The sequence below is a fragment of the Herbiconiux sp. VKM Ac-2851 genome, assembly GCF_013205105.1.
Lineage (GTDB): Bacteria > Actinomycetota > Actinomycetes > Actinomycetales > Microbacteriaceae > Herbiconiux > Herbiconiux flava.
This window is the reverse complement of record NZ_JABMLJ010000001.1, coordinates 1,366,594-1,381,883: the sequence shown is the minus strand read 5'-3', so window position 1 is coordinate 1,381,883 and position 15,290 is coordinate 1,366,594. Positions and strand designations below refer to the sequence as shown.

13 protein-coding genes are annotated in these 15,290 nt (G+C 73.3%); 4 read left to right on the top strand and 9 right to left on the bottom strand.

Features of this window, described 5'->3' with window-relative positions; all coding sequences use genetic code 11:
- The first annotated feature begins 115 nt into the window (after positions 1-115).
- On the top strand, positions 116-1,141 hold the full coding sequence (locus tag HQQ85_RS06545) for a helix-turn-helix transcriptional regulator (protein WP_173181621.1): 1,026 nt from the start codon (positions 116-118) through the stop codon (positions 1,139-1,141).
- A 114-nt stretch (positions 1,142-1,255) separates the two neighbouring features.
- Here the strand turns inward: HQQ85_RS06545 and HQQ85_RS06540 are convergent, their stop codons facing one another.
- From HQQ85_RS06540 to HQQ85_RS06525, 4 genes are all read right to left on the bottom strand, one after another.
- Positions 1,256-2,182: an alpha/beta hydrolase gene (locus HQQ85_RS06540; protein ID WP_173181620.1), complete on the bottom strand. Its 927-nt coding sequence runs from the start codon at positions 2,180-2,182 to the stop codon at positions 1,256-1,258.
- A gap of 39 nt (positions 2,183-2,221) precedes the next feature.
- On the bottom strand, positions 2,222-2,626 hold the full coding sequence (locus HQQ85_RS06535) for a hypothetical protein (protein ID WP_173181619.1): 405 nt from the start codon (positions 2,624-2,626) through the stop codon (positions 2,222-2,224).
- Positions 2,627-2,752: 126 nt separating this feature from the next.
- A complete protein-coding gene (locus HQQ85_RS06530) occupies positions 2,753-4,171 on the bottom strand; it encodes an MFS transporter (RefSeq protein ID WP_173181618.1) in 1,419 nt (472 codons plus the stop codon).
- 78 nt (positions 4,172-4,249) lie between these two features.
- The gene (locus HQQ85_RS06525; protein WP_173181617.1) at positions 4,250-4,810 is read right to left on the bottom strand and encodes a TetR/AcrR family transcriptional regulator; all 561 of its coding nucleotides are present in this window, start codon (positions 4,808-4,810) and stop codon (positions 4,250-4,252) included.
- A 116-nt stretch (positions 4,811-4,926) separates the two neighbouring features.
- Here HQQ85_RS06525 and HQQ85_RS06520 point away from each other — a divergent pair, with 116 nt between their 5' ends.
- Entirely contained in the window at positions 4,927-5,988 is a 1,062-nt protein-coding gene (locus HQQ85_RS06520; RefSeq protein WP_173181616.1) for a hypothetical protein, read from the top strand.
- On the opposite strand, the gene HQQ85_RS06515 is transcribed toward HQQ85_RS06520, so the two are convergent.
- The 5 genes from HQQ85_RS06515 to HQQ85_RS06495 form a co-directional block, all read right to left on the bottom strand.
- Entirely contained in the window at positions 5,963-6,406 is a 444-nt protein-coding gene (locus HQQ85_RS06515; RefSeq protein ID WP_371741790.1) for a PIN domain-containing protein, read from the bottom strand. The genes HQQ85_RS06520 and HQQ85_RS06515 overlap by 26 nt on opposite strands.
- On the bottom strand, positions 6,403-6,612 hold the full coding sequence (locus HQQ85_RS06510) for a type II toxin-antitoxin system VapB family antitoxin (RefSeq protein WP_173181615.1): 210 nt from the start codon (positions 6,610-6,612) through the stop codon (positions 6,403-6,405). Before HQQ85_RS06510 ends, HQQ85_RS06515 begins: the two co-directional genes overlap by 4 nt.
- Before the next feature lie 122 nt (positions 6,613-6,734).
- Positions 6,735-7,712, bottom strand: a complete 978-nt coding sequence (locus HQQ85_RS06505; RefSeq protein ID WP_173181614.1) for an NAD-dependent epimerase/dehydratase family protein — start codon at positions 7,710-7,712, stop codon at positions 6,735-6,737.
- The gene (locus HQQ85_RS06500) at positions 7,709-10,435 is read right to left on the bottom strand and encodes an alpha/beta fold hydrolase (protein WP_173181613.1); all 2,727 of its coding nucleotides are present in this window, start codon (positions 10,433-10,435) and stop codon (positions 7,709-7,711) included. The genes HQQ85_RS06505 and HQQ85_RS06500 overlap by 4 nt, the downstream gene beginning before the upstream one ends.
- A complete protein-coding gene (locus HQQ85_RS06495) occupies positions 10,432-11,454 on the bottom strand; it encodes a 3-oxoacyl-ACP synthase III (protein WP_173181612.1) in 1,023 nt (340 codons plus the stop codon). The genes HQQ85_RS06500 and HQQ85_RS06495 overlap by 4 nt, the downstream gene beginning before the upstream one ends.
- A 211-nt stretch (positions 11,455-11,665) precedes the next feature.
- On the opposite strand from HQQ85_RS06495, the gene HQQ85_RS06490 reads away from it, so the two are divergent.
- Complete coding sequence (locus HQQ85_RS06490; protein ID WP_173181763.1) at positions 11,666-13,048, top strand: magnesium chelatase; 1,383 nt, start codon at positions 11,666-11,668, stop codon at positions 13,046-13,048.
- A 95-nt stretch (positions 13,049-13,143) separates the two neighbouring features.
- Entirely contained in the window at positions 13,144-15,186 is a 2,043-nt protein-coding gene (locus tag HQQ85_RS06485) for a VWA domain-containing protein (protein ID WP_371741789.1), read from the top strand.
- Positions 15,187-15,290 lie beyond the last annotated feature (104 nt).

Here is a 15,290-nt window from a genome sequence, read left to right as displayed (position 1 = left end):
TGGCCGGGAGTTCCGCCGGGCCGCTTCGAGAGCGTTCTCGCCGACCCTGCACGGAGCGAAAAAATCCAATAGGATTCGAGCACCGCTACTCCGGATGCGATCCCGAAGGAACGACATGCGCGCAGCTCCCGCCCTCCCGTCGGCCCGCCGCGGCCCCCAGCCCGCCTCGGTGGCGCCCACCCTCGGCGAGTACCTGCGCGGCCGCCGCGCCCAGCTCCAGCCGGCCGACGTCGGCCTGGTCGCCGAACCCGGCCGCCGCGTCACCGGACTCCGCCGCGAAGAGGTCGCCGACCTCGCCGGGATCAGCCGCGAGTACTACATCCGCCTCGAGCAGGGCCGCCACCACCAGGTCTCCGAGCAGGTGCTCGCCTCCCTCACCCGGGCCCTCCGCCTCGACGCCGACGCGGCCGCCTACTTCTACCGCCTCGCCCTGCCGGCGCCGCCGATGTCACTCGCCCGCCCCGTCCCACCGGTGAGCGACCTGGTGCACCGCCTCGTCGAGCAGTGGTCGGATGCCCCCGTCTACGTCCTCGACCGCAACCAGGACCTGCTCGTCGCCAACGACCTCGCACACGCCCTGCAGCCGAGCTTCGCGGTCGCGGGGGGCAACTGCGTCCTGGCGGCGTTCCTCGCCCCGCCGGAGGGACGCGGACTCGAGGGCTGGCGCCGCACCGCCCGCGCCGCCGTCGCGGCCCTGCGGTACCACGGCGACCCGAACGACCCCCGCCTGCAGGAGATCGTCGGCGACCTCTCGGTGCGCGACGCCGACTTCCGCGAGATGTGGGCGAGCCTCGACGCCCGCCCGCTGACCTTCGGCGAGGCCCCCGCCTTCGTCGAGGGCGTCGGCTTCGGCGAGATGCCCTGGCAGTGCCTCGACGTCCCGGGCGGCCACTTCCTGCTCGTCTGGCTCGACCCGCCCGGCACCTTCGCGTCCCGCGCGATCGCCCACCTCCGCCACACCCTCCGCGCGGCCCCTGCTCGGGAGCCCGAGGCGGACCCCGCCGTGGCCGCCGCTCCGGCCCTGGCCGCCGCCGCCACTACCGCGCTTGCTCGCGAGCAGCTCATCGCCCCCGACGACTTCGCGGCCTACCTCGACCGCGCGGCAGCCGCCGGCCACGCAGCCCTCCCCGCCGCCTCCTGACCTGCCGCCCCGCCCGCCGCCCGGCGAACCGAAGGGCCCGGCGAACCGAAGGGCCCGACGAACTGATCGCCCCGAAGACCTGACCGCGAAACGCCGGCGATGAGCGGGCGGCGGTCAGAGCATCCGCTCGAAGAAGTCGGCCGCGAGCGAGCCGAAGCTCGGCGCCCCCTCGTCGAGGCCCGCCGACGGGGTGTCGGCCCAGCTGTGCCGCCCGCCCTCGACGGCGTGCCACTCGGCGATCCCGCCGGCCGCCCGGAGAGCGTCCCGCAGCGCCACCCCCTGCCAGAACGGCACGATCTCGTCGGCCGTGCCGTGCACGATCGAGAACGGCACCGTCGGCGCCCGCACGAGCGTGACGGCGCTGAGCGCAGCCAGCCGCTCGGGCGTCGCGGGCACCCCCAGGAGGCGCGTCACCTCGTTGTCCCCGGCGATATCCGCGGAGCGCAGATCGGCGGGGCACGCGGCGACGGCGGCTGCCCGCACTCCGCTCGACGCCTCCAGCGCGACGAGCGCCGCGAGCTGCGCGCCCGCCGAGAAGCCCCACACGCCGACGCGCGCCGGGTCGCCGCCGAACTCCTCGGCGTGCTCGATCGTCCAGACCACGGCGGCTCGCGCGTCCTCCAGTGCGGCGGGCCACACGGCCGTGCCGCTCAGTCGGTACGTCGGCGCGACGGTCACGAACCCCCGCGCCGCCAGCAGCGGGTTCAGCCACGGGTGCAGCGCCGCCCCCCGGTCGCCCTCGTGCCAGCCCCCGCCGTGCAGGAAGACCACGACCGGGGCGAGGGGCCGAGCGGATGCTCCGGGCACCGGGCCCCCCGCCTGCCCCGTCCTGCCGTCCGGTCCCGCGGGTGCCAGAACGTCGAGCCGCAGCCCGCCCTCCGGGCGCTCGGCGTACGGCAGCCCGGGCCAGAACCCCAACGGCCGAGCGGCAGGCGTCACGATCGGTGCGATCTCGTCGGCCGTCGTCGCGTCGCGGTCCGCCGATGATGCACCGCTTCCGTCTTCGTGCGCGGCCTGTCTGCGCTGCTGCTCGTCCACCATGAGCTCAGTCTCCCGCGGAACGGTCCCGCGCTGGCCTCATCAGGTCCGATCCGGCGGCAGCTCCTGCAGCAGCCCGCGCCAGTCCGGCCCCGACACGTCGACACCCGGACCGAGCAGCGTGAAGCGCGGCCCGCTGACTGACTTGGTCTCGGTCAGGATGGCGAGGGTCGCGTGGTCCCCGGGCCGCCGCACCGCCCAGGCCCCGGAACCGATCGCCGCGACCTCCAAGGGGAGCCCCTCCGCCTCGAAGGCCATCGCGCCGGACGGCAGCGGCGGCACCCCGGCCGAGGCGTCTCGGCCCTCGTTCTCCCACTGCCGGTACTCCTGCCGCCACGCCGCGACGTCGTCATCGCTCCACCCGGCAGGGTCGTGGTCGATGCCCCGCTCGCCGACGAACTGCTCGTACAGTTCCCCGTATTCGTCGGGTCGGGCTTCGCCATCCATCGTTCCAGCCTCCGGCGGCCCGGGCGGACGGAGAAGGGGCCGGCCGGCTCGCTGTCCACAATGCGAAACCGACCGACCCCTGTCCCTCCGGGCGACGGGCCGGTGACGGGCGCCGTCGCCGTGGCCTCAGCGGGGCGACGCGGCTCCCGACCGACTGAACCCCGCCACGACCGCCGCCGCGAGCGCCACCCCGGCCGCCCCGAGGAACAGCCAGGAGAAGCCGCCGGTCAGAGCATCCGGAACCGACGCCCCCGAGGCTACGAGCGATTCGGTGCGCGACGCCGCCACCGTGGCCAGCACCGCGAGCCCGAGCGCCCCGCCGATCTGCTGGCTGGTGTTGACGAGGCCGCCTGCGAGGCCCGACTCGCCGCCCTCGACGCCGTCGACGGAGAGCTGCGTGGTGGTGACGAAGGCCCCGCCGAGGCCGATGCCGATGAGCACCGACGGGCCGAGGAGCTGGGCGACGAAGCCCGCGTCGGACGGTGCGGCCGCCAGCCAGACGAGCCCGGCGGCCAGCAGCACGAGGGCGCCGATCAGCGTGCTGCGGGCGCCGGCCCGGGCGATCACGACCGGTGCGAGGCCGGCCACGACGACCAGGGCGCCGGCGAGGGGGAGCTGCGCGAGCCCCGCGGTGAGGGCGTCGTAGCCGAGAACGGCCTGCATGAACACCGACAGGGCGAAGAACAGCGCCACGGTCGCCGCGCCGACCAGCAGCATCACGAGGTTGCCGACGGTGAGGTTGCCGTTGCGGAACACGTCCAGCGGCACCAGCGGCGCCGGGCTGCGGCGCTCGATCAGCACGAAGGCGGTGCCAAGACCGAGCGCGGCGACGGCCAGGGCGAGGGTGAGCGGATGCGCGGCCCCCAGCTGCTCGACCGAGCTGAGTGCCCCGACCGCGGCCACGAGCGCCGCCGTGATGGTGGTGGCTCCCGGCAGGTCGAGCCGCGACGGACGCCCGGCGCGGTCGCGGGTGATGAGCAGCGGCACGGCGACCAGCACGGCCGCGCCGATCGGCACGTTCACGAAGAACACCGACTGCCAGCCGAAGGCGGCCGTGAGCACGCCGCCGAGCAGCACGCCGGCCGCCGAGCCGATACCGGCGACACCGCCCCAGACGCCGAGCGCCTTGGTGCGCTCGCGGGTCTCGGGGAAGAGCTGTGTGAGCAGGGCGAGGGCCGCGGGTGCCAGAAGGGCGGCGGATGCTCCCTGCACCGCCCGCGCTGCGAGAAGCATCGCGCTGCCGCTCGAGAGCCCGGCGAGTGCCGAGGCGGCGATGAACCCGGCGACGCCGACGAGGAACACCCGGCGGTGACCGTAGCGGTCGGCGAGGCGTCCGCCGAGCAGCAGCAGGCCGCCGAAGGCCAGCACATAGGCGGTGATGACCCAGGCGAGGGCGGCGGTGTCCATGCGCAGCTGCTCGCCGAGCACCGGGAGGGCGATGTTGACGATCGAGGCGTCGAGCACCACGAGGAACTGGGCGAGGGCCAGCACGCCGAGGGCTAGCCAGCGGCGCGTGCTGCGGACGTCAGGGAGGAGGGAGGTCATGATGATCCTTTCGTAGAGTGACTGTTCACTCACTGTTGGGGGCGAAGAAGAACCCTCCCGGAGGAGGGTGGTCGGGGGTCAGGGGTGGCTGATGCCGGCGGAGAGGATGGCGGCCCACTGCTCGGGAACGTCCTCGACGCCGGCCGTGACGATCAGGTGGCAGAGCTGCCCGTAGGCGACGAAGCGCTGCACGTCCTCGTCGGAGGCGTTGGTGCGCGACTTGGCGAGGTTCGTGACCGTGCGGAGGCCGGCCCGCAGCGCGGCGCCGATCTCGGGGACGTCGGCGACCGACTGGGCGTGCACCTGGAGCATGAGCAGACGCCGATCGCCGATCAGTTCGGCGTAGGCGTCTCCCATGGCGTCGAGTATTCCCCGCGGTGACTGCTCGCCCGTTGCCTCGGCGCCGCGTTCGAGCGCGACGACGATCTCGGCGAAGCATGCCTCGAGTGCTGCGACGAACAGCGACTCCTTGCGGGGGTAGAGCTTGAAGGCGTACGCGGGGGAGATGCCTGCCGCCCGGGCGACGTCGGCCACCGTCGTGCCGTGGTAGCCGCCGCGGGCGAAGGCGCTCAGGGCGGCGTCGGCGACGAGGGGTCGCCGCACCTCGGCGGTGGAGAGGACGGATGCTCGGGGTGACATGAGAGTGACTGTACACTCACTCTCGGCCGCGGCGCAAGCATCCACTGCTCGCGGGTCGACCAAGGGCGCGGCCTGCGCGGCCCGCCCGCGTGATCGCGCTAGCCTCGAAGAGGGACATGACGAGAGGGGACCGTGTGCGCTTCGCTGCAGCGGGCCTCACCGACCGTGCCCGCAAGTCGCTCGCCTGGGCGGCCGCGCGCACGAGCCGACGGCTGTCCATCGTGCTCGGCCGGCCCCGCCTGACCTGGGCCGTGAAGATCTCGGCGCCCGACGACTGGACGGGCGACGTCTGGGGCGACGTCTTCTATGCCGACGACCTCGCGGCGAGCCTCCGCCGTCTCGGCCAGACCGTCTACGTCGACCGCTTCGAGTCTCGCAGACGGCCCGTGCAACGGGTGCCCGACGACGTCGTCGTGCACCTCGTCGGGCTGCGTCCGCCGGTGCTCGTGCCGGGCGCGGTCAACATCCTCTGGGTGATCAGCCACCCCGAACTGCTCGGTGACGCCGAGCTGGGGCTCGACTGGGCAGCACGGTTCGCCGCGAGCGTCGACTGGGCGGAGCGGATGTCCGTGCCCGGCCGCGAGGTGCAGCCCCTCCTCCAGGCGACCGACCCCGGCCGCTTCCACCCCGAGCCGGGCGAGCAGGACATCGCCGCGCTGTTCGTCGGCAAGACCCGCGCGGTGTTCCGGCCGATCATCCGGGACGCGCTCGAGGTCGGTGCCGACCTCACGATCTACGGCGACGGCTGGGAGGAGTTCATCGACACCTCCTACGTCGCGGCCGAGTTCCTCGACAACGCCGAGGTGCCGGCGGCCTATCGCCGGGCGCGGGTGGTGCTGAACGACCACTGGGACGACATGGCCCGCGACGGCTTCGTCTCGAACCGCCTCTTCGACGCGGTCGCGACGGGCGCTCGCGTGATCAGCGACGACGTGCGCGGGCTGCCCACCGAGTTCGGCGGCTCGGTGCAGATCTACCGCTCGACCGAGGAGCTCGCGGCCCTGCTCGACCCGGCCTCCCCGCGCTGGCCCTCGCCCGCCGCCCTCCTCCTCAACGCGGCGGCCACGGCCCGCGCCCACTCCTTCGACGACCGAGCCCGCGCCCTCCTGGCCACGGCCCTCTCCGCCCGCCGCGGCCGACCTCGCTCATCTGCTACTCCGCCACGAACTCCTGCTTGAGCGAGACCGCCGGCGCGAGGGCGCGCTGGATGTGCTCGAAGTCGTGGTCGGAGTGCAGCACGGTCAAGTCGTTCGCGATCGCGTACGCCGCGATCAGCACGTCGGCGTTGCCGGCCCCGCGCGCGAGCCCTGCGTTCCAGAGGGCCTGCTGAACGTCGAGCACCGCACTGGTCGGCGGGGCGACGGCGGCGGGGGTGTAGAGCTCGACGTCGGTGCGCAGCTCGGCGTACTCGGCGGGATCGCGCGCCGACCAGCAGTACTCGAGCACCTGCGGAGGACACGTGAAGATCGGATGCGTCGCTGTGATGTCGCGGAAGCGCTGCAGGATGGCGGGACTCCGCGAGAGCTTCTGCAGGATGCTGTTGTCGACGAGGTAGCCTCGCCGCTCGGGTAGCACCGCGGAGGCGCGCTGCGTCACGAGGCGGAGTAGTCGACCTTGGCCGCGTTCATCTGCTCCTCGGTGAAGGCGCGGCTCGAGATGCGATCGAGGGCGCGCTGCTGACGCTGCATCGTCACGGTGTATTCGAGGGCGCGCTGCACCGCCTCCCGGTTCGACGACGCTCCGAGGAGCTCCCGGGCGTCGTGCAGGAGCTGCTTGTCGATGTCGATGGACGTGATCGCCATTCCGCACCACCTCTCTTCTGTATAGAGACTCTATATAGAACCGAGCGTCTCGTCGACCCTCCGATGAGCGTTTCATGAAGAATAGTCAACGCATGACCACCGACAACGGAAGCAGCTCGGGGTCAGGGGCGGGCGTAGTGGGCCGCCAGACGGCGGAAGCCCTCGTCGAGGGAGACGGCCGGGGCCCAGGCGAGCGCGTGGCGGGTGGCGCGCTGGTCGAACCAGTGCGCGGTCGAGAGCTGTTCGGCGAGAAAGCGCGTCATGGGCGGCTCGTCCGCGCCGGGGCGCAGCGCCCACCAGCGCTCGACGGCGCCGCCGGCGGCGCGGGCCAGGCCGGCCGGCACGCTCCAGCGCGGCGGCTGCACGCCAGCCGCGAGGCAGATGCCCGCGAGCAGCTCGGCGACGGGGCGCGGCTCGCCGTTGGTGACGACGAAGGGGCGGCCGTGGGCCTCCGGATGCGCGGCCCGCTCCAGCGCGGACGCGATCGCCGTGGCGGCGTTGTCGACGTAGGTGCTGTCGATGAGAGCCGTGCCGTCGCCGAGCAGCGGCAGTCGGCCGTGCCGCGCCCGGTCGACGACGCGCTCGACGAGCTGGGTGTCGCCCGGCCCCCAGACGAGGTGCGGCCGCACGGCGACGACGGCGAACCCCGGCCTGTCGCGGGCTAGCGCGAGCAGCTCGCCCTCGGCCTTCGTGCGCGCATACAGGCCCCGCGCCCTCACCGGGTCGGCCGGGTCGGCGCCGGCCCCCACGAGCGAGTGGCCCGCGTGCGCGACGGACGGCGACGAGACCTGCACGAAGCGTTCGACGCCCGCCCGCTCGGCGGCCTCGAGCAGCAGCCCGGTGCCCTCCACGTTGACCGCCGTGAACTCCTCGGCGTCACCCGCGAGCGAGACCTTCGCGGCCAGGTGCACCACCGCGTCGACGCCCTCGACCGCCCGCGCGACCGCGTCGGCGTCCGTCACCGACCCCGCGAGATCGGTGACGGTCGCCAGGTCCGACGGCCGCCGCTGAAGCGTGCGCACGCTCTGCCCGCGCGCGACGATCTCCGCCGCGACGGCCCGCCCGAGCAGCCCGCTCGCACCGGTGACGAGGACGGTCACGGCGCGCTCAGCCGCCGGCCCTCGAGCGCGGCCTCGGCCCAGCGCGACAACCCGGCACGGTCGATCTTCGAGTTGTGCCGGATGTCCGTCGGCAGCTGCGCGACCGAGAACACCGCGACGAGTGGATGCCCGGTCGACTCCCGCACGTCCCGCGCCAGCTCGGGCGCGGCGAGCGAGGCCCGGCGCGCGCGGGGCTCGGCCTCGACGACGGCGACGAACTGCCGGAGGCCCTGCGGACCCACCCCGACCACCGCGGCGCGGCGCACGGCGTCCACCGTCTCGATCGCCTGCTCGGCACCGACCGGGGCGACCGGCCCGTCGGAGGTCGCGATCACGTGCCGCAGCCGTCCCTCGATCCAGAGCCGCCCGTCGGCGTCGAGGTGCCCGACGTCGCCGGTGCGATGCCACCGTCCGCCCGAGGGCGTGTCGCGCACCGCCTCGCGATCGGTCAGCCAGAGCCGGTCGTAGCCGCTCTTGAGGTGCGGCGCCGAGATCAGCACCTCGCCGAGCACGCCGGCCGACGTCGACGGCGAGCCGGCCGCGCGCCCGAGGGCGTCGAGCGAGCTGATCCGCACCTCGACCCCGGCGATCGGATGCCCGACGCACACCCCCTCGTCCCGAGACGCCGAATCAACCGAAGCAGACACCGCGGCCGACGCGGCCGAACGCACCGCCCGCACGTCCTCGAGCGTGATGTCCGACACCAGCAGGCATTCGGTCATCCCGTAGATGGCATGCGCCGTCGCGTTCGGCATGAGATCGACGAGGTCGGAGAGCATCCGCTCGCTCACCGGCGCCCCGGTCGACAGCACCGTGCGCACGCCCCCGAGCACCGTGCGCTCGCCCGGGTCGAGACCGTCGGCGGTCGCCACCACGTTCAGGATGGCCGCGGGGGAGAGGAACACGATGTCGGCCGAGGCTGCCGCGACCGCCGCCGCCACCGCGCGGGCGGTCAGCGTGCGGGGTGCCGAGACGTCCATCTCGGGGGTCGACGACCGCGCACCGAGGGCCGGCCCGAGCAGCGCGAACGGCGCGAAGCCGGTGACGAGCCCTGATTCGGGGGTGACGGCGAAGTGCTCGCCGAGGGCGTCGCGCACCGCGGAGAGCTGGGCGTGGGTGTAGACGACACCCTTCGCGGGCCCGGTCGAGCCGGAGGTGTACAGGATGGCCGCCGGGTCGGACGGGCCGGGTGCCGCGGGCAGGGCGACGGCCGGGCCGTCGAGCAGCTCGCGGAGACTCACCGTCACGCCGAGCGCCCGCGCCGAGGCGCGGGGTAACCGCGCAGTCGAGATGCGGATGCCCGGCCAGCCCAGCGCCCGCGCCGCCGCCAGCCCGCGGGTCTCGCCGATGACGTAGTCGGGGTAGGCGCCGCGGAGCGCCCGGCCGAGCCCCTGCACGCCGAGCCCGGCGTCGGCCACCACCACGACGGCGCCGAGCCGCAGGCAGGCGTAGACGACGGCGGTCAGCGTCGCGCCGGGGGTCGTCAGCAGCGAGACGCGGTCGCCCTTCCGCACACCCAGGCGGTGCAGCCCGGTGGCCAGGCGGGTGACGCGGTCGTTCAGGGTGCGCCACGACGCGCGCCGCACGCCCTCGCCGCGCAGCTCGATCACGGCGTCGGTCGGGTCGTCGCGCCGCTCCTCGAGCCGCGCCCACAGCGGTGCGAATTCGACGGATGCGCGGTCCGCGCGGTCGCCGTCGGCCGTCGCGGCGTCGTCCGAAGCCAGCACTGCGCCCGAGCCCGGCGTCGCAACCTGGTCGGCATCCGCCACGTGCTCGCCCAGCCACGTCAGCACCGACTCCGCAACCGGCGCGTCCTCGGCCACGAGATGCCCCGCGACCTCGAACCGGTGCACCTGCGCGTGCGGCAGCCGCCCGACCAGGTCGTCGAGATAGCGGTCGCTGAAGATCGGATCCCGCGGCCCCCAGAGCATCAGCGCCGGCACCCGCAGCGCGGCGACGTCGGCGGCGAGCCGCGTCAGCCGCGCGTGGCTCGGGTGCGAGGCGTCCACGGGGATGTCGGCGACGAACGCCCCGATCCCGCGTCGGCGCGCGGCCGTCGGGTACGGCGCCCGGTAGCCCGCACGCACCGAAGGGGCCAGCGGCGGCGCGGCCAGCGACAGCGTCACGTCGAGGAACCCGGTGGTCTGTACGGAGCCGGCGCCGAGCATCCCGCGGGCCCGGGCGAGCCGCAGCGGCGCCGGGATCGGCACGTCGGCAGGCTGGTGCACGGCGGTGTTCAGCAGCATCACGCCGGCCAGCGACTCGGGATGGGTGGTCGCCCAGCCGAGCGAGATCACCCCACCCCAGTCGTGTCCGAGGGTGACGACCGGCCCGGTGAGGCCGAGGGCGTCGGTGAAGGCGGAGAGGTCCTCGATGCGCTCGGGCAGGGTGCGGGCGCGGCCGCTCCGCGAGGAGTACCCCATCTCGAGCTGGTCGACGGCGACCACGCGCCAGGCCGGGCCGCCCGAGCGAGCGGCCTCGAGGGTCGCGGCGACGACGTGCCGCCAGAGGTACGACCACGTCGGGTTGCCGTGCACCGCCAGCACGGTGCCGACCGGCTCCGCCCCGAGGGCGGACAGGGCATCCGCGGTGTCGACGTAGTGCCAGGAGTCGTCGCCGACGGTCAACAGCCGCGAGTGGGCGGTGTCGAATCCGTCGAGCCCGGCGGGAGGCAGGGCGGCGGGAGCGACGGCGGAACGGGCGGGCGACGGCGAGACCGTCACCAGGCGATCTCCATCAGAGCCGTGTTGAGCCCCGACCCGACGCCCATCAGCAGCACGCGGTCGCCGTTCTTCAGCGTCTTCTGCTCCTCGGCGAGCGTGATCGGGATCGATGCCGGCCCCACGTTGCCGAGGTGCGGGTAGGTCACCGGCACGCGGCTCTTGTCGAGCGTCGCGGCGCGCACCATCGAGTCGGTGTGCACGGAGGAGACCTGGTGGGTGATGTAGCGGTCCATCTTGCCCCAGCGCCACTCGGTCTGCGCCTCCTTCCAGGCGGAGAGCACGAGGTCGAGCCCGCCCTTCAGGAGCGCCCGAGCATCCGTGAACATGCCGTCGACGCTGCCGACGCAGAGCTCGTGGAACTGGGTGGCGGCCCGGGTGACCCCGCCCAGGATGCGGTGGCCGGACGGATGCGCGTCGGCCGGCCCGATCACGGCCGCCGCCGCCCCCGAGCCGAGGGTGAGCGAGGCGAACTCGCTCATGAAGGCCTCGCGGTCGATGTCGTCGCGCAGCAGCCGCTCGATCGTGTTGACCTGGATCTCGTCGGCGTCCTCGCCGTTCACGATCAGCGCGTACTTCACCTGGCCCGACTCGATCATCGCGGCGGCCAGGGTCATCCCGGTCACGAAGCCGAGGCAGGCGTTGGCGACGTCGAAGTTGATGGCCGAGCTCGGCAGCCCGAGCCCGTCGTGGATGCGCACGGCCACCGACGGCTCGAGGTGCTGCCGGGTCACCGAGGTGTTGATCATCAGCCCGATCTCGGAGGCGTCGATTCCGGCCTCGGCCAGCGCACGGCGCCCGGCCGAGATGGTCGCGGCATCCGAGCTCTCGCCCGGGCCCCAGTTGCGTCGCTCGAGCACGCCGGCCACGCGGCGCAGCAGACCGCTCCGCAGCTTGAGGCGCTTGAGCGCCACGGCGAGCTTCTGCTCGATCTCGTCGGAGGTGGTCACCCTCGACGGGATCGTGCTCGCAACGGACAGCAATGCCACGTTGCGGAATCGGGTAGTCGAATTGCCGGTCACGAATCCTCCGCGGCTCTCCAGAACGCGCGTGATCGCACGCGCGAGACCAGTAATCTACAGGGAGTGCGCTGGGCGGACGCTGAACTGGTCATCCTCGCATCCTAGGCACGCCCGGGTCATGTCGGCACACGAGGGCTCGGATGAGCCCTCCGCCGCGCATCCTGAGACCTTGACATCACCCCCGGAAACCGGGCGTAGCATTGCCCGCGTGATGCGCCCAACCCTGACGACGGTCGGCGAACTGCGTGCTTCCGGGCATGTTCAGAAGGCCCTCCGCACCGAGATCCGCGACAACCTCCTCGACGCCCTGCGGGAGGGCCGCGACCCGTGGCCGGGGCTGCACGGCTTCGAGTCGACCGTCATCCCGCAGCTGGAGCGCGCGCTCATCGCGGGGCACGACATCGTGCTGCTCGGCGAGCGCGGCCAGGGCAAGACCCGGTTGCTCCGCACGCTATCCGGTCTGCTCGACGAGTGGTCGCCCGTGATCGAGGGATCCGAGCTCGGCGAGCACCCCTACGACCCGATCACCAGCGTCAGCCTCCGCCGCGCGGCCGAGCTCGGTGACGGGCTTCCCATCTCCTGGCGTCGTCGCGAGGAGCGCTACGTCGAGAAGCTCGCCACCCCCGACACGAGCGTGGCCGACCTGATCGGCGACGTCGACCCGATGAAGGTCGCCGAGGGGCGGTCGCTGGGCGACCCCGAGACCATCCACTTCGGCCTCATCCCGCGCAGCCATCGCGGCATCGTCGCGATCAACGAGCTGCCCGACCTCGCCGAGCGCATCCAGGTCGCGATGCTCAACGTGATGGAGGAGAGGGACATCCAGATTCGCGGCTACGTGCTGCGGCTGCCGCTCGACGTGCTGGTCGTCGCGAGCGCGAACCCCGAGGACTACACGAACCGCGGCCGCATCATCACGCCGCTGAAGGACCGCTTCGGCGCCGAGATCCGCACCCACTACCCGACCGAGCTGGCTGACGAGATCGCCGTCATCCGCCAGGAGGCCGAGCTCGTCGCCGACGTGCCCGACTACCTCATCGAGATCCTCGCCCGCTTCACCCGCAACCTCCGGGAGTCGGCGTCGGTCGACCAGCGCAGCGGCGTCAGCGCCCGCTTCTCGATCGCGGGAGCCGAGACCATCGCGGCGGCCGCCATCCACCGCGCGACCCGCCAGGGTGAGCCGGATGCCGTGGCCCGCCCGGTCGACCTCGAGACGGCGGTCGACGTGCTCGGCGGCAAGATCGAGTTCGAGTCGGGCGAGGAGGGTCGGGAGGACGAGATCCTCGACCACCTCCTCCGCACGGCGACCGCCGAGACCGTTCGGGCGCACTTCCGCGGCATCGACTTCGCCCTGCTGGTCGATGCACTCGAGAGCGGCTCGCTCGTCACCACGGGCGAGCAGGTGGCCGCGCGCGACTTCCTCGCCGGGCTGCCCTCGCTCGGCGAGTCCGAGCTCTACGACGAGATCGGCGACCGCCTCGGCGCCACGAACGACGGCCAGCGCGCCGGCGCCATCGAGCTCGCCCTCGAGGGCCTCTACCTCGCCCGTCGGGTGAGCAAGGAGTCGGGCGGCGGCGAGACGATCTATGGCTGAGCGGGCAGCTGTCGTGAGAGCTGTGGCCGCGCGATCTCTGGCTGAGCGAGCAGCTGTCGTGCGCGCATCCGTTCACGACGAGCGGATGCGCGACCGTGCCTAGGGCGAACCGCCGCCTCACCCGGGCCGCCCACTACGGGCGGTACGTCGACGGGCCCGACCCTCTGGCGCCGCCGGTCGACCTCACCGAGGCGCTCGACGCCATCGGCGAGGAGGTCATGGCGGGCTACTCGCCCGAGCAGGCGCTCCGCGAGTTCCTCCGCCGCGGTGGACGCGACCAGAACGGCCTCGACGACCTGGCCCGGCGCGTTGCCGAGCGCCGGCGCGACCTCACCCGCGAGCACAACCTCGACGGCACCCTGCAGGAGATCAAGGACCTGCTCGATAAGGCGGTGCTGGCCGAGCGCAAGCAGCTCGCCCGCGACGCGCTGATGGACGAGGGCGACCGCGCGCTCGCGCAGATGCAGCTCGACAACCTCCCGTCCTCCGCGGCAGCCGCCGTGAGCGAGCTGAACGGCTACGACTGGAAGAGCTCGGAGGCCCGCGCCGACTTCGAGAAGATCAAGGATCTGCTGGGCCGCGAGATGCTCGACCAGCGCTTCGCGGGCATGAAGAACGCCCTCGAGAACGCGAGCGACGCCGACCGCGAGGCGATCACCGCGATGCTCGCCGACCTCAACGAGCTGCTCGAGGCGCACGCCCGTGGAGAGGACACCCCGGAGCAGTTCGAGGACTTCATGGCGAAGCACGGGGAGTTCTTCCCCGAGCATCCGGGGACCATCGACGAGCTGCTCGACGCGCTCGCCGCCCGGGCCGCCGCAGCGCAGCGGATGCGCAACTCGATGAGCCAGGAGCAGCGCGACGAGCTCGACGCCCTCGCCCAGCAGGCCTTCGGCTCGCCCGAGCTGATGCAGGGACTCGGTCGGCTCGACGAGACGCTGCGCTCGCTCCGACCCGGCGAGGACTGGGGCGGCTCCGAGCGGATGGACGGCGAGCAGGGTCTCGGACTCGGCGACGGCACCGGCGTCTTCCAGGACCTGGCCGACCTCGACGAGCTGAGCGAGCAGCTCGCCCAGTCCTACAACGGCTCGCGGCTCGACGACCTCGACCTCGACGCGCTCTCGCGTCAGCTCGGGGCAGATGCGGTGGTCGATGCCCGCACGCTGCAGCAGCTCGAGAAAGCCCTCCGCGACACCGGCACGATGAAGCGCGGCTCGGACGGGCAGCTGCGCATGACGCCCAAGGCGATGCGGCAGCTCGGCAAGGCGCTGCTGCGCGACGTCGCCCAGCGCCTCTCCGGGCGACAGGGTGCTCGCGACGTGCGGCAGGCCGGCGCGGCGGGGGAGCGGTCGGGCTCGACCCGCGAGTGGGCGTTCGGCGACACCGAGCCGTGGGACGTGACCCGCACCATCACGAACGCGGTCACCCGTGTCGCCGGCTCGGGCGGGTCGACGGCGGACGGCGTGCGGATCGAGATCGGCGACGTCGAGGTGCAGGAGACCGAGGCGCGCACGCAGGCCGCTGTCGCGCTGCTCGTCGACACCTCGTTCTCGATGGCGATGGACGGCCGTTGGGTGCCCATGAAGCGCACCGCGCTCGCGCTGCACACCCTCATCACCAGTCGCTTCCGCGGTGACGACCTGCAGCTGATCGCCTTCGGACGATCGGCCCAGGTGATGCCGATCGAGGAGCTCACCGGCCTCGAGGCCGAGTGGGACAAAGGCACGAACCTGCACCACGCGCTGCTGCTGGCGAACCGGCACTTCCGCAAGCACCCGAACGCCCAGCCCGTGCTGCTCATCGTCACCGACGGCGAGCCCACCTCGCACCTCGAGGCGAACGGGGAGGTGTTCTTCAGCTACCCGCCGCATCCGCTCACCATCGCCTACGCCGTGCGGGAGCTCGACAACTCGCTGCGGCTCGGCGCGCGTACGACCTTCTTCCGCCTCGGCGACGACCCGGGGCTGGCGCGCTTCATCGACTCGATGGCCCGGCGCGTGGACGGCTCGGTCGTCGCGCCCGAGGCCGACGACCTCGGCGCAGCCGTCGTCGGCTCCTACCTCGGATCACGTGGCAGCACTCCCGGTGCAGCCGACGACTTCGGCGGAGGAGCCCGGCGTCAAGGCGGCCTCTGGTGACCGATCCCACCTCGTGAACCCAGCCCTGTTCATCGTGGGCAAGCGCGTCAGCGCGCGGCAGCCTGGTGTGCTGCCGCGCGCTTCGCGCTTGCCCTCGGATGCGG

Excerpts from the sequence above, each read along its gene's own strand:
- HQQ85_RS06490 (WP_173181763.1), top strand. The coding sequence starts at position 11,666 with ATGCGCCCAACCCTGACGACGGTCGGCGAACTGCGTGCTTCCGGGCAT.
- HQQ85_RS06525 (WP_173181617.1), bottom strand. The coding sequence starts at position 4,810 with ATGTCACCCCGAGCATCCGTCCTCTCCACCGCCGAGGTGCGGCGACCC.
- HQQ85_RS06540 (WP_173181620.1), bottom strand. The coding sequence starts at position 2,182 with ATGGTGGACGAGCAGCAGCGCAGACAGGCCGCGCACGAAGACGGAAGC.
- HQQ85_RS06520 (WP_173181616.1), top strand. The coding sequence starts at position 4,927 with ATGACGAGAGGGGACCGTGTGCGCTTCGCTGCAGCGGGCCTCACCGAC.
- HQQ85_RS06510 (WP_173181615.1), bottom strand. The coding sequence starts at position 6,612 with ATGGCGATCACGTCCATCGACATCGACAAGCAGCTCCTGCACGACGCC.
- HQQ85_RS06545 (WP_173181621.1), top strand. The coding sequence starts at position 116 with ATGCGCGCAGCTCCCGCCCTCCCGTCGGCCCGCCGCGGCCCCCAGCCC.
- HQQ85_RS06535 (WP_173181619.1), bottom strand. The coding sequence starts at position 2,626 with ATGGATGGCGAAGCCCGACCCGACGAATACGGGGAACTGTACGAGCAG.
- HQQ85_RS06530 (WP_173181618.1), bottom strand. The coding sequence starts at position 4,171 with ATGACCTCCCTCCTCCCTGACGTCCGCAGCACGCGCCGCTGGCTAGCC.